We start from the raw sequence: 17973 nt of genomic DNA on the forward strand, positions 1-17973 counted from the left end.
GCGGGCGGTCCTTGTCTTCGGGGGCGTGCGCGATGTCGCACGGAGAATTGTACACCGCTCTGCGCATCCGAACAGGCTAGATGAGCACCCCGTTGCAGTGATCGACCTCGTGTTGGATGATCTGCGCCGTGAAGCCGGTGAAGCTCTTCGTGCGCTCCTTCAGGTCGAGGCCGCAGTAGCGCACCTTGATGGTGCGGTAGCGCGTTGCCGTGCGCGTGCCCATGAGCGACAGGCAGCCCTCCTCGGCCGTGTACTCCCCGGCGTGCGACACGATTTCGGGATTGAGCATGACCAGGTAGGAGCCTTCGTTGTCGAAGACGATGATGCGCTTGGGCACGCCGATCATGTTCGCCGCCATGCCCACGCACTCGTGACGATGGGCGCTCAGCGTGTCCAGGAGGTCGCGGGCCGTCTCGAGGTCGGCCTCGGTGGCCGGGGCCGAGACGTTCTGCAGCACCAGCTCGTTTCTCATGATAGGTCGGATCATAGCGGCAGCGCGCCTTTCGCGAATCGGCGGCCGCGAATCGGACGTAACGGGACTTCGCCGTTCGACGCAACGCAGCCTGCGTTTCTTTCTGACACTTGGTATAGTGTATGCGACATCGCCAAGAAGGAGACGCATATCGTGGACGTGGCCGCATTTATGCACGACAACCGGGACTACTTCGAAGATTTCATCACGAGAAGCACCTACCACTCGAACGCTATCGAGGGTAGCACGCTCTCGTATGCCGAAACCTATGCGATTCTTTGGAACGACAACTCGCTTCGGGTGACGGCAACGGCGCGCGAACTGTACGAGGCCATCAACCATAAATACGCTCTCGACGTTGCTTTGGGCAACCTTGAAGACCCTCTGAGCGAGCGCCTCATCGAGGATGTCGCCCAAGCAATCAACAAGAACATAAACGAAATCGGCGGTTATCGAACGGTTTCGGTTCTTATTCGAGGTGCCGAGCATATTCCGCCGCGTCCGAATCAGATAAACCAGCTCATGATGCAGCTTGTGTACGAGCGCAACCATGATGACGCCGTCGATCCGTTCGATCGCGAAGCGCGTTTCCATATACGCTTCGAGCGCATCCACCCGTTCGAAGACGGCAATGGCCGCACGGGTAGGATTTTGGTGAACAGAGGGCTCGTGAAGGAGGGCCTTGCGCCTGTTGTCGTGCCGTTCGAGCTTCGCGCCGCATATCTCGAGCTGCTCGCGCAGGGAGATGCCGAGGGGCTTGCCGCGATGTTTCGGGATCTCTCTGCCAAGGAAGAGGAGCGCATCGTCCGTTTTGCTGAAGCTGCGCGGGGATAGGCGGCTACAGGAGCGCGACGGCGAGGGCGGCCAAGGCGAACAGCGCGCCAAACGCGATGGCGCAGGCGCGCTCGCGCGCGGAGAGGTTGAAGCCCGTGCCCTGCAGGCTGTCGAGCAGGGTTGCCTTCGCGTGGCGGGGCGCCCCCTGATCGGCGATGAGGCCGCCGGGGATGACGCGAACCTCCACGGTGCGTGCGGGGCGGGCGTGCGCACCGCGCACCTGCCGAGACGGGGCGGGGGAAAGCTCGGGGGCGAGGGCTGCGTTGCTCATGGGATCTCCTTGCGTCGCTTCTTCGTTCGTATGCCGCACAGCATACCGAAGGGACGCAGGAGAGCGTGTCCCACTATAGGGACAGAAAAGGCCCGACGGAACACCGTCGGGCCCACGTGAGCGAAGATGCCGGCGTCGGCGTTACTCCCGGCCGGTCCAGCAGTACGTGCACACCTGCTCGGGGTCGATGCCGATGGCTTCCAGCATGCCGTCGAGCGACTGATAGCCCAGCGAGTCGAAGCCCATCTGCTCGCAGATGGATTTGAGCATGCACTTCCCGCGCTCGGTGGAGCCGTCGGCGTACTCGTCGAGGTGCTGCGCGCCCTCGTCGCCTTCCAGCTCATCCACCATGCGGCGGGCGAGCAGCTCCATGTCAGAGCGGCTGCTCGAAAAGCTCAGGTACTTGCAGCTGAACATGATGGGCGGGCAGGCCGAGCGCATGTGCACCTCTTCGGCGCCGCATTCGTAGAGGAATTCCACGGTCTCGCGCAGCTGCGTGCCGCGCACGATGGAATCGTCCACGAACAGCAGCTTCTTATCCTTGATGAGCTCGGGAATGTGGATCTGCTTCATCTTCGCGATGCGATTGCGCACTTCCTGGTTGCTCGGCATGAACGAGCGCGCCCAGGTGGGCGTGTACTTGATGAAAGGACGCGCGAAGGGCGTCTTGCATTCCGTCGCGTAGCCGATGGCGTGCGGCACGCCCGAATCGGGCACGCCGGCCACGTAGTCGAGCGCGGGCACGCCCGTGTTCGCCGCTTCGTCGCGCGCCATGACGGCGCCGTTGCGGTAGCGCATGACCTCGACGTTCACGCCTTCGTAGTTCGAGTTCGGATAGCCGTAGTACACCCACAGAAACGCGCAGATCTTCATCTTGTCGCCGGCGGGGGAGATGGTGCGGTACTCGTCGGGGGTGACGAGCACGATTTCGCCCGGCCCCAACTCGTATTCGTCGCGGAAGCCCAGCTTGTGGTAGGCGAACGACTCGAACGAGATGCAGAAGCCGTCGTCGCTCTTGCCGATGAGCACCGGCAGGCGGCCCATCTTGTCGCGCGCGGCGATGATCTGCCCGTCGTTCGTGATGATGAGCAGCGTGAGCGACCCCTCGATGGAATCCTGCGCGTGCTTGATGCCCTCGACGAACGTGTCCTTCTGATTGATGAGCGCGGCGACGAGCTCCGTCGTGTTCACCTTGCCCGAGCTCATGGCCATGAACTGACGGCCGCCGTTCGCGAAGTTCTCCTCCACGAGGGCCTCGGCGTTGTTGATGGCGCCCACGGTGGTGATGCCGAACGTGCCGAGGTGCGAGCGAACGAGCAGGGGTTGCGGGTCGGTGTCGCTGATGCAGCCGATGCCGCTGCATCCGTGGAAGCCGGGCAGGTCATCTTCGAAGCGCGTGCGGAACGGGGTGTTCTCAATCGAGTGGATTTCGCGCTGGAACCCTTCGTCTGCGTCGTGGAAAATCATGCCCGCGCATCGCGTTCCCAGGTGGGAGTGGTAATCCACGCCGAAGAACACGTCCAGCACCACGTCGTGATGTGCTGCTGCCCCAAAGAATCCGCCCATTGCTTGCCTTTCGTTTTGCCTCGTCCGGCCGTGCCAATAAAGACCTTAGTATACGGCTCCCCGCAGCGCGAAGGAACCGGGCGCACGCACGATTCGCGTTATCTGCACGAGTTGCGCCGGTAGCGGCCGGCCGCTCAGCTCTTTTTGTCCGGAATGAGGAAGATGAACACGAGCGAGCTGATGAGCAGCAGGAAGGGGTAGAACAGAAACGGGATGATCTGGAACGCCGACACGGCGAAGCCGAGCTCGGTGGCGGCGGAGATGGCCACGAGCATCTGCGCGCCGTAGGGCAGGATGCCCTGGAACACGCAGGAGAACGTGTCGAGCAGCGAGGCGGTCTTGCGCTTCGAGATGCCGTACGTCTTCGCCATATCGGCGGCGATGGGGTTCGAGATGACGATGGCCACCGTGTTGTTGGCCGTGGCGATGTCCATGGCGCCCACGAGCAGGCCCATGCCCAGCTGGCCGCCCTTGCGCCCCTTGAACAGGCGCTGGATGCCGTTGAGCAGCGCGACGAAGCCGCCGTGCTCGCGGATGAGCGCGCAGATGGCGCTCACCAGCAGGGCCACCATCGTGGTCTCGAACATGCCCGCGGCGCCCGTGCCCATGTTGGCGAGCAGGTCGGTGGCGGCGGTGGCGCCCGTGGCCACCATGATGATGGAGCCGGACAGGATGCCCAGCAGCAGCACGACGAACACGTTCACGCCCACGATGCCGCCGATGAGCACGATGAGGTAGGGGATGAGCTGCACGAGGTCGTAGTCGTGCACGACGCTGCCGCCGAGGTCGGCGCCGAACGACAGCACGAGGATGATGACGAGCGACACGAGCGCCGCCGGCAGCGCGATCTTGAAGTTCTCGCGGAACTTGTCTTTCATCTGGCATCCTTGGCCCTGACAGGCCGCGATGGTGGTGTCGGAGATGAACGAGAGGTTGTCGCCGAACATGGCGCCGCCCATCACGCTGGCGATGCACAGCGGCATGTCGAAGCCCGAGGCGGCGGAAACAGCCACGGCGATGGGCGTGATGAGCGTGATGGTGCCCACCGACGTGCCCATGGACAGCGACACGAAGCAGCTCACCACGAACAGCACAGCCACGGCGTACTGCACGGGGACGACGGAAAGCAGCAGGTAGGCCACGCTTTCGGCGCTGTCGCGACCGACGGTGCCCACGAAGATGCCGGCCACCATGAAGATGAGCACCATGGTGACGATGGTCTTGTCGCCCATGCCGCGGCCCATGATGGTGAGTTTCTCGTCGAAGGGAAGCTTGCGGTTCTGCACGCACGCCACCAGAAGGGCGGCCAGGAATATCACCACGACGGGGATGTTGTAGAACCCCATGGGAATGCCCATCCCGTATTCGAACAGGATGCCCAGCCCCAGGTAGAGCACCAAAAACACCCCGATAGGCAGCAGCGCCGCGATGTTGCCCTTCTTGGGCGCCGCAGCGCTGTCGGCCGCGATATTCGTCGTCTTGTCGTCCATGATCCAGCCCCTTCGTTTTCGCACTGCCGCCTATTGTAGCGTTTGAAGGCGGTGCGCGGGACCTCAGAGATCGATGGAATGCGACGGCTTACTCCATGTCGAGCGGCATTTTGCGGTCGGGAGCGGGGAAGCGCTGGTCGAGCAGGGCGAGGTCGTCGTCGGTGAGGCGCAGCTCGAGCGCGGCGGCGTTGTCGCGCGCGTGCGCGGGCGTGGAAGCCTTCGGGATGGCGACGACGGTGCCCGAGCGGATGACGAACGCGAGCAGCACCTGCGCCGGCGTCGCATCGTGGCGGGAGGCCACGGCGGCCACGGCCTCGTCGCGCAGCAGCCCGGCCGAGAGCCGGCCGCCCTGCGCGAGCGGGCAGTACGCCATGACGGGGATGCCGTGCGCGTCCTGCCACGGCAGCAGGTCGAACTCGATGCCCCGCGAGCCCAGATGGTAGAGCACCTGGTTCACCGCGCACGCGTCGCCGCCCGGCACGGCCATGAGCTCTTCCATGTCGGCCACGTCGAAGTTCGACACGCCCCAACGGCGGATGAGCCCGTCGGCCTGCAGCTGTTCCTTGCAGGCGACCGTTTCCGCAAGGGGCACGTCGCCGCGCCAATGCAGCAGGTAGAGGTCGAGGGTCTCGACGCCCAGGCGGTCGAGCGATGTGCGGCAGCTGTCGAAGATGCGGTCGCGTCCGGCGTTGTGCGGGTACACCTTCGACACGAGGAACAGTTCGTCGCGCTCGAGCGGAGCGATGGCCGCGCCCACGAGCGTCTCGGCGGCCCCCTCGCCGTACATCTCGGCGGTGTCGATGAGGGTCATGCCGCATGCCGCGCCCGTGCGCAGCGTCTCGACCTCGGTCGCCCGGCGCGCCGGGTCGTCGCCCATGTACCACGTGCCCTGCCCGATGGCGGGGATGTGCGTGCCGTCGGGCAGCGCAACCGTGCGATTCGTCATAGGGGGTTCCTTTCCCTCAGATTCCGCTACCATTCCAGTTCCCGTTCGCCCCATGCCTTCATCGATTCGAGGATGGGGATGAAGCTGCGGCCGCGCTCCGTGAGGCGGTACTCCACGCGCGGCGGTACCTCGCCGAAGTCGATGCGCTCGATGAAGCCGTCGTCCGCCAGCTCGCGCAGTTGCTTGGACAGCGTCGATTCCGAAATGGTGCCGATGCAACGGCGCAGCTGGCCGAAGCGCGAAACGCCCTTCATCCCGATGTAGAACAGGATCTCGATTTTCCATTTGCCGCCGATCATACGCTGCAGCGTGGATACGGCCGGGCAGCGCTCCACTTCGTCGCCGATTCGTTTCGCCATGGAGGGTTCCTTCCTCGGTACTCCAGAAAAAGACCGTACTTCAAATTCGATAGCTTACGGGGCATAGTACAGCCGAACCACGACGAAAGGAAGGACCATCATGCATTTCACCGGAACCATCTGGCGGCCGCCCTACGAGGCGGATTCGGCGCTGTTGCAGGTCACGGCCGGGTGCACCCACAACCGCTGCCGGTTCTGCAGTTTGTACGACGTGCCGTTCTCGTGCTCGCCGACCGGCGAGATCGAAGCCGACATCGAAGAGATCGCGCGCTTTCGGCCGCGTGCCGAGCGGGTGTTCATCACCGGGGCGAATCCGTTCGGCCTGGCGAACCGGCAGCTTGCTCCCGTGTTCGAGCGCGTGCGCGAGCGCCTGCCGCGCGTGCGCAGCATCGGCGGCTTCGTGCGCATCGGCGACCTGCGCCACAAGTCCGACGACGATCTGGCCGCGTGGGCTCGTCTCGGCGTGGACGATCTCACCATCGGCGTGGAGACCGGCTACGATCCGGCGCTCGCGTTCATGGACAAGGGGCACACGGCCGCCGACGAGCTGGAGCAGTGCCGCCGGCTCGACGCGGCCGGCATCCGTTACAGTTTCTTCTACCTTGTGGGCATCGCCGGGGCCGGGCGGGGCGAGGAGGCGGCGCGCGCATCCGCCCGCGTGTTCGGCCAGCTGCATCCTGTGCGCATCGGCATCCTGTCGATGACGCTGTTTCCCGCGTCGCGGCTGTACGGGGACGTGCAGGCGGGCCGCTTCGAGATGGCGAGCGAGCTCGAGAACCTGCGGGAGATACGCACGCTCGTGGCCGAGCTCGAGTGCGAGACGCTCGTGTCGACCGCGCACGTCTCCGACGCCGTGCACGTGGAGGGCCTGCTGCCGCGCGACCGGGAGGCGCTCGTGCGGCGCTTGGATCGCGCGATCGACGCCGCCGACGAGCCCGCGCTCGCCCGCTACCGCCGCGCCGTGCGTTCGCTGTAGGGAGGGGCGGGATGGAATTCTCAGGTCGCACATGGCGTCCGCCGTTCGAACGCTTCACGCCTATCGTGGAGGCTACCACCGGCTGCGCGTGGGGCCGGTGCGCCTTCTGCACGCTGTTTTGCGAAGAGGGATTCTCGATCGCTCCGCTCGAGCGCTTCGAGCGCGACCTTGACGAGGTGAAACGCTTCGTGCCCTCCACGCGCCGCATCTGGCTCACCGGCGGAAGCCCGTTCCAGATGAGCTTCTCCCAGCTTGAACGGCGGGCCATGGCCGTTTGGGATCGTCTCATCAAGTGCCAGAGCATCGCCATGTTCGCCTCCGTTCGCGACGTGGCGCGGAAGTCGGACGACGAGTTGCGGAAGCTGCGCGCGCTGCACGTGAACAGCCTGACCATCGGCATGGAAAGCGCCTGCGACGAGGTGCTTGAGCGGGCGGAAAAGGGGTATCGCGGCGTCGACGTGCTCGAACAGTGCCGTCGGTTGGACGAGGCGGGCATCGAGTACAACCTGATCTACCTCGCCGGGTTGGCGGGAGCGGGGCGGGGCCGCCACAATGCGCGGACGACCGCGCGCGTGCTGAACCGGCTGAATCCGCGGATACTGGAAATCAGCTCGCTCGAGCTGCAGCCGGGGAGCGCCTTGCAGGCCCAGGCGCAAGCGGGGGAGTTCGAGCCGGCGAGCGTGTCGGAGCGGCTCGACGAGCTGCACGTCCTGCTTGAGGAGGTGCAGCTGCGCGTGCATTTGGAAGCCGCGTCGGCGACGAACCCGCTTCCCCTCGTGGGCATGCTGCCCTACGACAAGCCGTTGCTGATGGCGGCGCTCGAAGAGGGGGTGGCGCGCTCGTCCGCTATGACGTGGCGCTAGATGAGCTTGCCCTTGCAGTGGTCGATCATGTGCTGCACGAGCTGTGCGGACCATCCCTGGAACTCCTGCTTGCGCGGCACGAGCTTGCCGTCCACCAGCTCGTCGAACGTCACGGCGATCCACTCGAAGCGGGTCACGGTGGATTCCTTGTCGAGGGACAGGCAAGCCTCCACCGTCTTCGACGGGTGCAGGGCCTTCTTCATGACGGGGTTGAACATGACGAACGGCTTCTCGTCGTCCGCGAAGGCGACGACGCACGTGGTGGAGCCAATCTGGTTGGCGGCGAGGCACGCGGCTTCGTCGAGCGACGCCAGCGTGTCGATGAGGTCCTGAGCGACCTGGGCATCCTCGGCGGTGGCGGGGGTGCAGGGCTGCGAGAGCAGCGCTTCGTCCTTCACGATTTCCTTGATCACAATGTTCTCCCGTGTTCGGTAGTCGACGACAGTGCTGCCTATGATACCGCAAGCCGCAGAATTGTCGTCGCTCGGTGCGCGCAATGAGGTACCATGACCAAATTGAAAACGCAGAACGTCGAAGGATTCACGGATGAAGAAGATACTGCTGATCGCCACGGGCGGCACCATCGCCTCGATCGAGGACGGCAACGGCTTGGTGCCCGCCCTCGGCGGCGAGGAGCTGGCGAAGTACGTGCCCGAGATCGAGGGCCTGTGCGACTTCGACGTAGTGCAGCCCATGAACATCGACAGCACCAACATGCGCCCCGCCGACTGGATGCGCATCCGCGACGAGATCGTGCGCGCCTACGACGCCTACGACGGCTTCGTCGTGTTGCACGGCACCGACACCATGGCCTACACCGCCGCCGCGCTGTCCTATTTGGTGCAGGGGAGCCCCAAGCCCATCGTTCTCACCGGCTCGCAGCAGCCCATGGCCAGCCCCTTCACCGACGCGAAGCTCAACCTGTACCAGAGCCTGCTGTTCGCTTGCGACGACCGCTCGTGCGACGTGTCGGTGGTGTTCGGCGGGTCGGTGATCGCGGGAACCCGCGCGCGCAAGCAGCGTACGCTGAGCGCCAACGCGTTCGTCAGCGTGAACTTCCCCGAGATCGCCCTCATCCGCGGCGAGCGCATCGTGCGCGTCGGGAAGCCCGTGACGTGCACGGGCGTGGCCGGCCGCCCGCGCGTATACGATCGGATGAACGAGCGCGTGTTCGTGCTCAAGCTTACGCCCGAGATGAACCCGAGCATCTTCGGCCTGCTCAAGCGCGACTACGACGCCGTCATCCTGGAAACCTTCGGCATCGGCGGCATCCCCGATTACGGCGACTACCAGCGGGCGATCTTCGACTGGGTCGACTCCGGCCGCACGCTCGTCGTGACGACGCAGGTCCCCGAGGAAGGCTGCGACCTGGGCGTCTACGAGGTCGGCCGCGCATACGCCGCCCACGGCGGCATCCTGCTAGGAGGCGACATGACCACCGAAGCGCTCGTAGCGAAGACGATGTGGGCGCTCGGCCAGACGAGCGAGGCGGGGGAAATCGCGGGATTGTTCGAGCGCGTAGTAAACTGGGATAGGGCGGTGGAGGGGTAGACGGGCAGGATTCAGTTCGAAGCGCTTCTAATCAGGGGAACGCGCTGCGCAGGTGGCCAGGAAGCTCCTTGAGAGCGATACGAAAAAGTCCGGCTGTAGTTGCAGTATTGAAGTAGGTTTGCCCGAAATGGAAGATGGCGTTGACCGAAGCTTCATTTGTAAGGAGCTTTAGCAACTTCAAGGCTTCCTGCTCGTATTCTATGCCGCTTATCCCGATATCTTTCAAGACTGCGGAGATCTCGTCCTCAATGCTCTTCCCGTAGATGAATTCATATTCTTTCATACCGGCTTCGAGCCAATAATCATGAGTGCAGCCGTTTCGGTGAGCTTTGATCCAATCAAACATGATGTCTTGGTCGGCAATATTCGGGCCTTCCGCGTGGCATCGGCTGCACAACAGCACGAGATTTGACTCAGTGCCGGCGCCACCCAGCGAAGCCGGAACAATGTGGCATCGCTGGATATCTTGTCGACTTCCGCATCTCCAGCATGATTTTGAGGCGTCCTCGATTGAAGGAAGTCCGAGACTCCGAAAAACAGGATTATCTTTCCAGAATGAAACGATGTCTTCGTTGCTCTTGGTGATTCGTCGACTTGTTCGGGAGGCTTGGTCGGTTCTTTTGTTTCGGGTTTCGTCGATTTTGCGACCAAGCTCTATAAGCTCCGAACGATCCATTACTCGACTGTCGTTTTGCTCCTTGGTTGCGTCTTTCTGAAATACGAGCCGCCATTCATCGGATAATTCTGTTATATCATGAATGTAGATTCCGATATTTTTGCTGCCTTTTCTTAGGAAGTTCAGTAACTCCTTCTGGGGGAACATTAGTTGGTCGAAAATGCTCAGGCTTCTTTCCGGCCCATATTTCGCACAATACTCTGACTGCCAAGCTCCCCTCTTACCTTGACTCGGCTTGGGGCTTATGGAAATGGTCACGTCGGGGTCGTCAAGCCTCCAAGGCTGATTGAGGATTGGGCCAAAAAGGTGGATGTCTTCAATCAGGTAAGGGAAACGGTTCTCTTTGTTGTATGCGCGCGCTCTGTCTGCTACCTCAATAACCAATTCTGCAAACTGAGTCCCAGTGAGAGGCGATCCGGTGCGCGCGTGGATCATATGGGTAAATCCATATGGGGTGCAGAGCCAGAGGATATTGCCGTTATCGACTTCCGTATCTAATACGTCTATTTCTTGAAGGCGAACAAGCCAAGCCATCATTGTGGTTTCAGTTGTTTCAAACTTATGCGCGAGATCGTCTATCGTCCTGGGATTTGGATAGCAGAATCTGGAAATGGCCTTAGCATGCTTTGGGTTCACGCCGTTAATCAGCCGCTTATTATTAAGTATCATACTCATAATGTAGCTCCAATGGCCGAAGAGCGGACGAATTCTCACTTCTAGTATAAGGATTGCTCGATGAACAAAGAAGACTTATTGATGTTCAATCAAAAAGCTTTGAGAAGCAAGGCCGAGATCGTTAGGGCAATTAATACCTACTTGGAGGAGGCTACGAAAGCGAATGCCTCTTCTGAAGGGGATCAAGTGCCGGAGAATTATGAACTCATGGAGGCGTTTGAAAAGAAGATCGAGCGCGCTCTGATCCCTTTCCTTGAGCATCCCTTCAGTGCGTATGAAATCAACATCACTGACATAGCTATATCATTGGATATGGCTGAATATAGCAAGATCATTTTCGACCAAGAAGGCGAAATAGATGAAGCGACAGCTTCGATTACTCCGGATATCGTAAGCGTACGAGCACCGTATATTACGGTTGACGAATTTGCAAAGAGGCGTAACGTTAAGTCAAATACGGTTCTCAAATGGCTTCGGGAAGGAAAGCTGCGTAATGCTGAAAAACGCGAGAATGGTTGGCATATTGCGGCAACACAGGGAAAGCCCGCGAGAGAGTTTGACAGCGGCTGCTATATTTTTGAAAGCGAAGAAGGGGATTTGAGTTGCCTCGGTCTCTTTCCCATAGGTGCTATTTTCTTGGAAGTGGATCAGGATATAGCATGTCCTTCTCGATACACCATTCGGTTAAACGATGAGTACCATCGAGTTCTTCGGCAGGACGTCGTGGATAAAGATGAGCTTCTTGAGCTGGAAAAGACACTCATAGCCTCGCCGAACGTTATTTTCCAAAGTACTTTCACCGATGCAATAAGTGAAAAAGTCGGGCTTGGAACAGGAGAATCAGAGGACGCTCGTCGCATTCATGAAGAAATAGGGAATTTCATAGAATCAGCCGCCTTGCCGTTGGAGACAAGGCGGCTATTGAAGGTGATGCTTTTCCATGAGTGCGATGAGGAGTTGTTTTTATCAACTATTCAAAAGCTCGGATTGGATGACACGCTTCAGCGATACCTGCGAGAAAACAAATAGCATTATGAGTTGATCCGGGCTGTATCACTCCCACTCGATCGTCGCGGGCGGTTTGCTGGTGATGTCGTACGCTACTCGGTTCACTCCGGGGACTTCGGCTACGATCCTGCCGCTCACTCGGGCCAGGACGTCGTACGGCAACTTCGCCCAGTCGGCGGTCATGGCGTCGCTCGACTCGACGGCGCGCAGGATGATGGGGTAGGCGTAGGTGCGCTCGTCGCCCATGACGCCGACGCTTTTGACGTCGGGCAGCACGGCGAAGTACTGCCACACGCTGCGCTCGGAGTTGCGCTCGCCCGTCTCCTCGAACACGCGCTGGTTGTACGCGTCCAGCTCCTCGCGGACGATGGCGTCGGCGTTCTTCAAAATCTCAAGCTTCTCGCGCGTCACGGTGCCGATGATGCGGATGGCCAGGCCCGGACCGGGGAAGGGCTGGCGGTGCACGATGTGGTCGGGCAGCCCCAGCGCCGTTCCCAACGCGCGCACCTCGTCCTTGAAGAAGTGGTCCAAGGGCTCGATCAGGTCGAAATGCACGCCCTCGGGGAACGGAATCAGGTTGTGATGGCTCTTGATGGTGGACGCCTTGCCGCCGGTCTTGCGGGCGCCGCTTTCGATGATGTCGGGGTAGATGGTGCCCTGCGCCAGGAACTTCACGGGACGCCCGCCCTCGGCGAGGTCCTCCGCCACGGCGAAGAATTCCTTCCAGAACTGCGAGCCGATGATGCGGCGCTTCGCCTCGGGCTCGACGATGTCGGCCAAGAGCGCGGCGTAGCGGTCCTCGGCGTGCACGTGCACGAAGTCCACGTCGAACTGCTTCGTGAACACCTCTTCAACCTCTTCGGGTTCGTTCTTGCGCAGCAGGCCGTGGTTGATGAACACACAGGTGAGCTGCTTGCCGATGGCCTTTGCGCACAGCGCGGCCACCACCGACGAGTCCACGCCGCCCGACAGGCCCAGAATCACGCGTGCGTCGCCCACCTGCGCGCGGATGGCCGCCACCGCGTCGTCGATGATGGAGTCCATCGTCCACGACGGCTCGAGGCCGCAGATGCCGAACAGGAAGTTCTTCAGCAGCTCGTCGCCATGCGGCGTGTGGCGCACCTCGGGGTGAAACTGCGTCGCGTACAGTCGGCGATCGCTGCACTCCATCGAGGCCACCGGGCACGTGTCGGTGGAGGCCGTCACCGCGAAGCCCGCGGGCACGGCGTCCACGGCGTCGCGATGGCTCATCCACACCGTCTGCTCGGCAGGCGTCTCGCCGTACAGCAGCGACGTGCCCTCGTCGCGGCGCGTCAGCGCGGCCGCTCCGTATTCGCCGGCGTCGGTGTGGCCCACCGTGCCGCCCAACGTCACGGCCATGATCTGCTGCCCGTAGCAGAAGCCCAGCACGGGAATGCCCAGCTCGAAGATGCCCGGATCGAGCGACGGGGCGTCCTCGGCGTACACGCTTGCCGGCCCGCCCGACAGGATGATGGCCGCCGGCGCCAGCGCGGCAACCTCGGAGGCGGTGATGTCGCACGGGACGATTTCCGAGTACACGTGCAAATCGCGCACGCGGCGGGCGATGAGCTGCCCGTACTGGGCTCCGAAATCGACGACGATGACCAGCTGGTTGGACGGGGTGGATGCGTGCGTCACAAATGCTCCTTCGTGTTGCGGGGGCGCAGCGCGGCGGCCCCTTCTCTCGTATGGCGGTATCTTACACGAAAGGCCGCACGCGGCGAAGTTCAGGCGCGGCAATGCACACGCTCTGCATCAAGGAATCGTCCAAACTTCATGAGCGGGCGCGTCATAATATTAGGCGTCCGACGAGCACTTATGCGACCGCGGCATGCGCGGATACAAGAACGAACAACCCTTCTTGCGCCAGGCGTATCTCCAAAAGACGGTGGTACAATATAGTACACAGGGGGGTCTCCTAGAGACCAATGAGGAGTGCGTGTATGCCTGACAACAATACGCTCGACACGTGGTTGTCCTCGATAGGCAAAGAGTCTGTCCAGGCGTTTCAAGACGATTTTTCAGGGATGACCGACATCAGTTTATGCCTCGTCCACTTGGACGGAACGCCGGCGCTCGTCGCGTCGAATCGCTCGCTGCTCTGCTTCCATATCGAAGACCGCAACAGCACGCGCTGCGCGATGCAGCATCAGCAGATCCTCGAGCGCATGGCGGAAAGCGGCAGCACCGTCATCGACACGTGCTACGCGGGCCTCACCTGCTTCGCATGCCCCGTTTTCCGCAGCAAAGAGGTGGTGGGCGCCTTCTTCGGCGGCATGGTGCTGGGGGAGAACGCGCAGGCGGTGAGCGCGCTCGATGCGGAGCGCTACGACATCAAGTCCATGGACCGGGCGGAGCTCGAGAAGGTGCTGCGCCTGCTGGCTTCGACGCTTTCCCTGCTCAAGGGGGTGCGGCTTGCCAGCGGCTCCACCATCGACGAGACGGGCTGCGCACTGATGGAGGCGTTCGGCCTCACCACGCGCGAGGTGATGGTGGTGGGCCACATCATGCAGAACAAGAGCAACCGCGACATCGCCGAGGCGCTGTTCATCAGCGAGAAGACGGTGAAAACCCATATCACGAACATCCTCAAGAAAACGGCGGCGAAGAACCGCTACGAAATGGCCTTGCTGTGCAAGACGTACTTCAACGCCTAGGGGCGCCCCATGAAGATCAATCGGCAATTCACGCTCGTGCTGCTGGGAAGCGTCCTGTTCTTCGCGGTGGTTTCCACGATGGCCAGCTATCAAACGCTCAGCATCATGCAGGAGCATGCCGCCTACAGCTTCCTGACCACGACGAGCGGGTTCGCTGAATCCATGATGCAGGATCAGGTGACCGTGTTCGAGGCGGCGGGCCTCGCCGCCTCGCCGCGCGCGCCGGGCGAAGAGGACGATGCCGCGCGTTGGGACGAGTACGTGGCGTCCCTCGTCGACGCGCTGCCCGATCTCGGCTTCGCGCTCGTGGTGGACGGCGAGGGGCGGCAGCTGTCGGCGACGGACGAGGTGCGTGCGAATGCGAGCGCCGCGTTCGTCCGGCACATCGACGCGGCCAAAGACGCCGACGTCCCGTCCATCAGCTCTTTGGACGTCATCGATCTGGGCGCCGTGTTCGAGGAGGGGAGCGAGGCGTACGAGCGCTACCTCGTGAGCGCGGCCGACGGCACGCTCGTCTCGCGAGCTCTCATGAACCTCGCCGTCATCGCGCCCGCCGACAGCGACGAGCTGCTCATCCTCGGCGAGGTGATCAACAACAATCCCCAATACCCCGCCTATTACACCGACCGCGTGAGCGATTCGTTCCTGTCCTTCGTCGTGGACGGCGTGCGCGTGTCCACGAACCTCGCGCCGGCGGAGGACCATTCGTCCCAGCTGGGCACGACGGTTCCCGTCTCGCTCGACGACGTTGCGGACGGCGGGTACTTCGGCAACGAGCTGTCCTCGGCGGGCTATCAGTACTACTATCTGTACACGCCGGCCCGCAACTACTGGGGCGAGCCCATCGCGTCCATGGGCGTGGGCATCCGCGAAGCGGTGTACTCGAACATCATCCACAACAACGTGCGCAGCGTGTTCCTCGTGGCTCTCGTGGTATCGCCGCTCGTCATCATCGTCAGCTGGCTGTTCAGCAACCGCATCACGCGGCCGCTGAAAACGGGCAAGCGCATGGCCGAGCGCATCATGCGGGGCGACTACGCGGGGGTGGAGCGCGAGCCCATGCCCGAAGACACCATCAACGAGTCGGACCAGCTCGTGGTCAGCCTGCGCACGATGGCGGCCGGTCTCAACGAGAGCCAGCAGAAGATCCGCGAAACCGTGCGCGACCTCAAAGCCAGCAAGGAGGCGGCGCAGGACCTGTCGGATCAGCTGCTGCGCGCGAACGACAACCTCGAGATCACCGTGCGCGCCCGCACGCTCGAGCTGCAGCAGCTCGCCGAGGGCCTCGCGGTGTCGAACTCCACGAAAACGCGCTTCATCGCCAACATCAGCCACGAGCTGAAAACGCCGCTCACCAGCTCCATCTCGGCCTCCGACCTGCTGTTGTCCGAAATGTTCGGCACGCTGAACGACAAGCAGCGCGACTACGTGATGAACATCCACCGCAGCAGCTCGCACCTGCTCGAGCTCATCAACGACATTCTGGCCACGGCCAAAATCGACGAGGGGCGCTCGAGCCTGTACTTCGAGACGTTCGCGGTGGGCGAGGCGCTCGACGAGGTGGTGAAGACGGTGGCGGGGTCGTGCCCCGAGCGCGCGGACGACATCCGCGTGGCGTGCGAGCCGGTGAACCTCGAGCTGTCGGCCGACCGGGTGGTGCTCAAGCAGGTGCTGTACAACCTGCTGTCGAACGCCACGAAGTTCTCCGAAGCGGGCAGCGAAATGCGCATCGACGTGCGCGAGGTGACGCTGGGGGAGCGGCGCGTCGTGGACTTCTCGATAGCCGATCGCGGCATCGGCATTGCCGCCGCCGATCTGGAGCGGGTGTTCTACGAGTTCGAGCAGGTGGAGAACTCGTACTCGCGCACCTACGAGGGCACGGGCCTCGGCCTGCCTCTCGCGCGTCGGCAGGTGGAGCTGCACGGCGGCAAGCTGTGGCTCGAGAGCGAGCTGGGGTACGGCACGGTGGCGCGCTTCTTCGTGCCGGCGCAGCAGGACGTCCCGCCCGATGCCGACGAATCCGATACTCCCGAGACGCCAAGGAGCGATGCATGAACGAAAAGGTGCTCGTCGTAGACGACAACGATGCAAACCGGCAGATGATGGTGGACGTGCTGGTGCAGTGGGGTTACCAGGTGGAAGAAGCGGTCAACGGCAGGGTGGTGATGCGCCTCGTCGAGGAGTGCAAACCCGACCTCATCCTGCTCGACGTCATGCTGCCCGGCATGAACGGCTACGAGATATGCCACCGCCTCAAGCAGGACCCGAAGACCGACCATATCCCCATCATCATGCTGACGGTGCTGAGCGACAGCGAATCCCGCACGCGCGGCATCAGCGTGGGCGCCGACCTCTTCGTCAGCCGTCCGCCCAACTACCTGGAAATGCACAAGAACATCGAGTCGCTGCTGCTCAACAAGCGCAAGTACCGCCGCATGGAAACCCTCGAAGCGCTCTGCGGCTCCCTCGAGGCGCTCGTGAAGCGCCTGTCGCCTCCGGAATACGAGCGCTACCAGAGGGTGTTCGGCTATGCGAAGCGCACGGCGAAAATCCTCGGCATCGACGACGACGCGCAGCAGCGCATGATGATGGGCGGCTTGTGCTGCGCGCTCGAACGGGCGCTTGCCGACGTCGGGGGAGACGGCCCGTCGCTCGCGGACATCGTGGCGCCCCTCAACGCCGGCTCGTGGATCGAGCGGTTCGCAGCCGAACAGCGCAACCCCTCCGCGGTTGACGCCGAGGACGCCATCGCGGCCGTGTACTACGTGTGCGCCCGGTACTGCGAGCAGCGCGCCGTCGGCGGGTCGGACGAGAGCGTGCTGGAAGAGGTGCGCAAACACCTCGTGGGCTACTCCGCGCGGCTGTCGGTGTTCGAGGCGCTCAAGCAGGCCGTCAGCGACGAGGCGTTCCTGCGTCGGCTCAACGAGCAGGGCGGCGGGGCGGCGGCGCGGGGCTAGCGGGAGGCGGGCTCCTGCGCCATGGCCTCGTTCGCCTCGTCGAGGTTGCCGTAGCCGTACAGGCGCACGAGCTGCTCGTACACGAGGCGGCTGCCGTTCTCGCCCGCGTCGGCCACGGTGCGCAGGTGCTGCGCGTACAGCCGCAGCGTGCGGGGCGAATACGTGGAGAGCTCCGCGCGCAGGTACGTCTCGAACGAGGTGCCTTGACGGCTGATCTCGTCGGTTGACAGGTCGCGTCCGCGCGCGACGATGAACGGGTACCGTTCGCGCACTGCAGCCTCCCACGCCATGACGAGCGCGGACGCTTCGTCGACGAGGCGCACGGCATCCTCGTCGAGGGGCGGCAGGCATGCCTCGATAGCCGCGTACGCCTCAGGATCGGTGCGCTCCATCATGCGCGCGTACTTCTCGGTCATGAGGTTGCGGCCCTGATCGCGCGCCGTGCGCAGGTCGTCGCGATAGCTGCACAGGACGATGACCGGCCAGGTGAGATACTGGCTGCGGCGCATGAGGTCGAACGTTTCGGGCTGCTGCTGGCATGCTGTGGGGCCTCCCGCGTTGTGCACGGCGGCGAACATGTCCCATTCCAGGGAGATGATTTCGTCGATGAGGGGGAGCGTTTCGTCGGTCATGGTATCTCCTTCGGTAGTG

General features: G+C 62.7%; 18 protein-coding genes. 8 read left to right on the plus strand and 10 right to left on the minus strand.

Annotated features, from left to right (window positions below; all coding sequences use genetic code 11):
• Nucleotides 1-76: 76 nt before the first annotated feature.
• Entirely contained in the window at nt 77-487 is a 411-nt protein-coding gene (locus C1876_RS09615) for a peptide deformylase (RefSeq protein ID WP_114546515.1), read from the minus strand.
• A gap of 138 nt (nt 488-625) precedes the next feature.
• Between C1876_RS09615 and C1876_RS09620 the strand changes: the two genes are divergently transcribed.
• On the plus strand, nt 626-1306 hold the full coding sequence (locus tag C1876_RS09620; protein ID WP_114546516.1) for a Fic family protein: 681 nt from the start codon (nt 626-628) through the stop codon (nt 1304-1306).
• A gap of 4 nt (nt 1307-1310) precedes the next feature.
• Here the strand turns inward: C1876_RS09620 and C1876_RS09625 are convergent, their stop codons facing one another.
• The 5 genes from C1876_RS09625 to C1876_RS09645 form a co-directional block, all read right to left on the minus strand.
• Nucleotides 1311-1577: a translation initiation factor 2 gene (locus C1876_RS09625; RefSeq protein ID WP_114546517.1), complete on the minus strand. Its 267-nt coding sequence runs from the start codon at nt 1575-1577 to the stop codon at nt 1311-1313.
• 141 nt (nt 1578-1718) lie between these two features.
• Complete coding sequence (locus C1876_RS09630; protein WP_114546518.1) at nt 1719-3143, minus strand: amidophosphoribosyltransferase; 1425 nt, start codon at nt 3141-3143, stop codon at nt 1719-1721.
• Between the two features lie 134 nt (nt 3144-3277).
• Nucleotides 3278-4633, minus strand: coding sequence for a Na+/H+ antiporter NhaC family protein (locus C1876_RS09635; protein WP_114546519.1), 1356 nt, complete (start codon nt 4631-4633; stop codon nt 3278-3280).
• A gap of 88 nt (nt 4634-4721) precedes the next feature.
• On the minus strand, nt 4722-5579 hold the full coding sequence (locus C1876_RS09640; protein ID WP_114546520.1) for an aldo/keto reductase: 858 nt from the start codon (nt 5577-5579) through the stop codon (nt 4722-4724).
• Between the two features lie 26 nt (nt 5580-5605).
• Nucleotides 5606-5938 (minus strand): winged helix-turn-helix transcriptional regulator, encoded by a 333-nt coding sequence (locus tag C1876_RS09645; RefSeq protein WP_114546521.1) that lies wholly within the window; start codon nt 5936-5938, stop codon nt 5606-5608.
• 100 nt (nt 5939-6038) lie between these two features.
• Between C1876_RS09645 and C1876_RS09650 the strand changes: the two genes are divergently transcribed.
• Both C1876_RS09650 and C1876_RS09655 read left to right on the plus strand, forming a co-directional pair.
• The gene (locus tag C1876_RS09650) at nt 6039-6914 is read left to right on the plus strand and encodes a radical SAM protein (RefSeq protein ID WP_114546522.1); all 876 of its coding nucleotides are present in this window, start codon (nt 6039-6041) and stop codon (nt 6912-6914) included.
• Nucleotides 6915-6925: 11 nt separating this feature from the next.
• On the plus strand, nt 6926-7777 hold the full coding sequence (locus C1876_RS09655; protein ID WP_114546523.1) for a radical SAM protein: 852 nt from the start codon (nt 6926-6928) through the stop codon (nt 7775-7777).
• Here the strand turns inward: C1876_RS09655 and C1876_RS09660 are convergent.
• Nucleotides 7774-8190, minus strand: coding sequence for a peptide deformylase (locus C1876_RS09660; protein ID WP_114546524.1), 417 nt, complete (start codon nt 8188-8190; stop codon nt 7774-7776). The two genes, C1876_RS09655 and C1876_RS09660, sit on opposite strands and share 4 nt — an antisense overlap.
• 133 nt (nt 8191-8323) lie before the next feature.
• Between C1876_RS09660 and C1876_RS09665 the strand changes: the two genes are divergently transcribed.
• Nucleotides 8324-9328, plus strand: coding sequence for an asparaginase (locus C1876_RS09665; protein ID WP_114546525.1), 1005 nt, complete (start codon nt 8324-8326; stop codon nt 9326-9328).
• A 31-nt stretch (nt 9329-9359) separates the two neighbouring features.
• On the opposite strand, the gene C1876_RS09670 is transcribed toward C1876_RS09665, so the two are convergent.
• Nucleotides 9360-10679, minus strand: a complete 1320-nt coding sequence (locus tag C1876_RS09670) for an HNH endonuclease (RefSeq protein WP_114546526.1) — start codon at nt 10677-10679, stop codon at nt 9360-9362.
• Between the two features lie 60 nt (nt 10680-10739).
• Here C1876_RS09670 and C1876_RS09675 point away from each other — a divergent pair, with 60 nt between their 5' ends.
• Nucleotides 10740-11708 (plus strand): hypothetical protein, encoded by a 969-nt coding sequence (locus C1876_RS09675; RefSeq protein WP_114546527.1) that lies wholly within the window; start codon nt 10740-10742, stop codon nt 11706-11708.
• A 24-nt stretch (nt 11709-11732) separates the two neighbouring features.
• Here the strand turns inward: C1876_RS09675 and guaA are convergent, their stop codons facing one another.
• A complete protein-coding gene (guaA, locus tag C1876_RS09680) occupies nt 11733-13346 on the minus strand; it encodes a glutamine-hydrolyzing GMP synthase (RefSeq protein WP_114546528.1) in 1614 nt (537 codons plus the stop codon).
• A gap of 305 nt (nt 13347-13651) precedes the next feature.
• On the opposite strand from guaA, the gene C1876_RS18130 reads away from it, so the two are divergent.
• Genes C1876_RS18130 through C1876_RS09695 form a run of 3 tightly spaced genes read left to right on the plus strand, consistent with a single transcriptional unit; the run spans nt 13652 to nt 17322 of the window.
• A complete protein-coding gene (locus tag C1876_RS18130; protein ID WP_274542573.1) occupies nt 13652-14365 on the plus strand; it encodes a PocR ligand-binding domain-containing protein in 714 nt (237 codons plus the stop codon).
• Between the two features lie 9 nt (nt 14366-14374).
• Nucleotides 14375-16420 (plus strand): sensor histidine kinase, encoded by a 2046-nt coding sequence (locus C1876_RS09690; RefSeq protein ID WP_114546530.1) that lies wholly within the window; start codon nt 14375-14377, stop codon nt 16418-16420.
• Nucleotides 16417-17322: a response regulator gene (locus C1876_RS09695; protein ID WP_114546531.1), complete on the plus strand. Its 906-nt coding sequence runs from the start codon at nt 16417-16419 to the stop codon at nt 17320-17322. The genes C1876_RS09690 and C1876_RS09695 overlap by 4 nt, the downstream gene beginning before the upstream one ends.
• Here C1876_RS09695 and C1876_RS09700 read toward each other — a convergent pair.
• Nucleotides 17319-17954: a DUF4125 family protein gene (locus C1876_RS09700; RefSeq protein ID WP_158544659.1), complete on the minus strand. Its 636-nt coding sequence runs from the start codon at nt 17952-17954 to the stop codon at nt 17319-17321. The two genes, C1876_RS09695 and C1876_RS09700, sit on opposite strands and share 4 nt — an antisense overlap.
• Nucleotides 17955-17973 lie beyond the last annotated feature (19 nt).

Origin of the sequence: Eggerthella sinensis, from assembly GCF_003339815.1 — a bacterium.
Classification (GTDB): Bacteria; Actinomycetota; Coriobacteriia; order Coriobacteriales; family Eggerthellaceae; genus Eggerthella; species Eggerthella sinensis.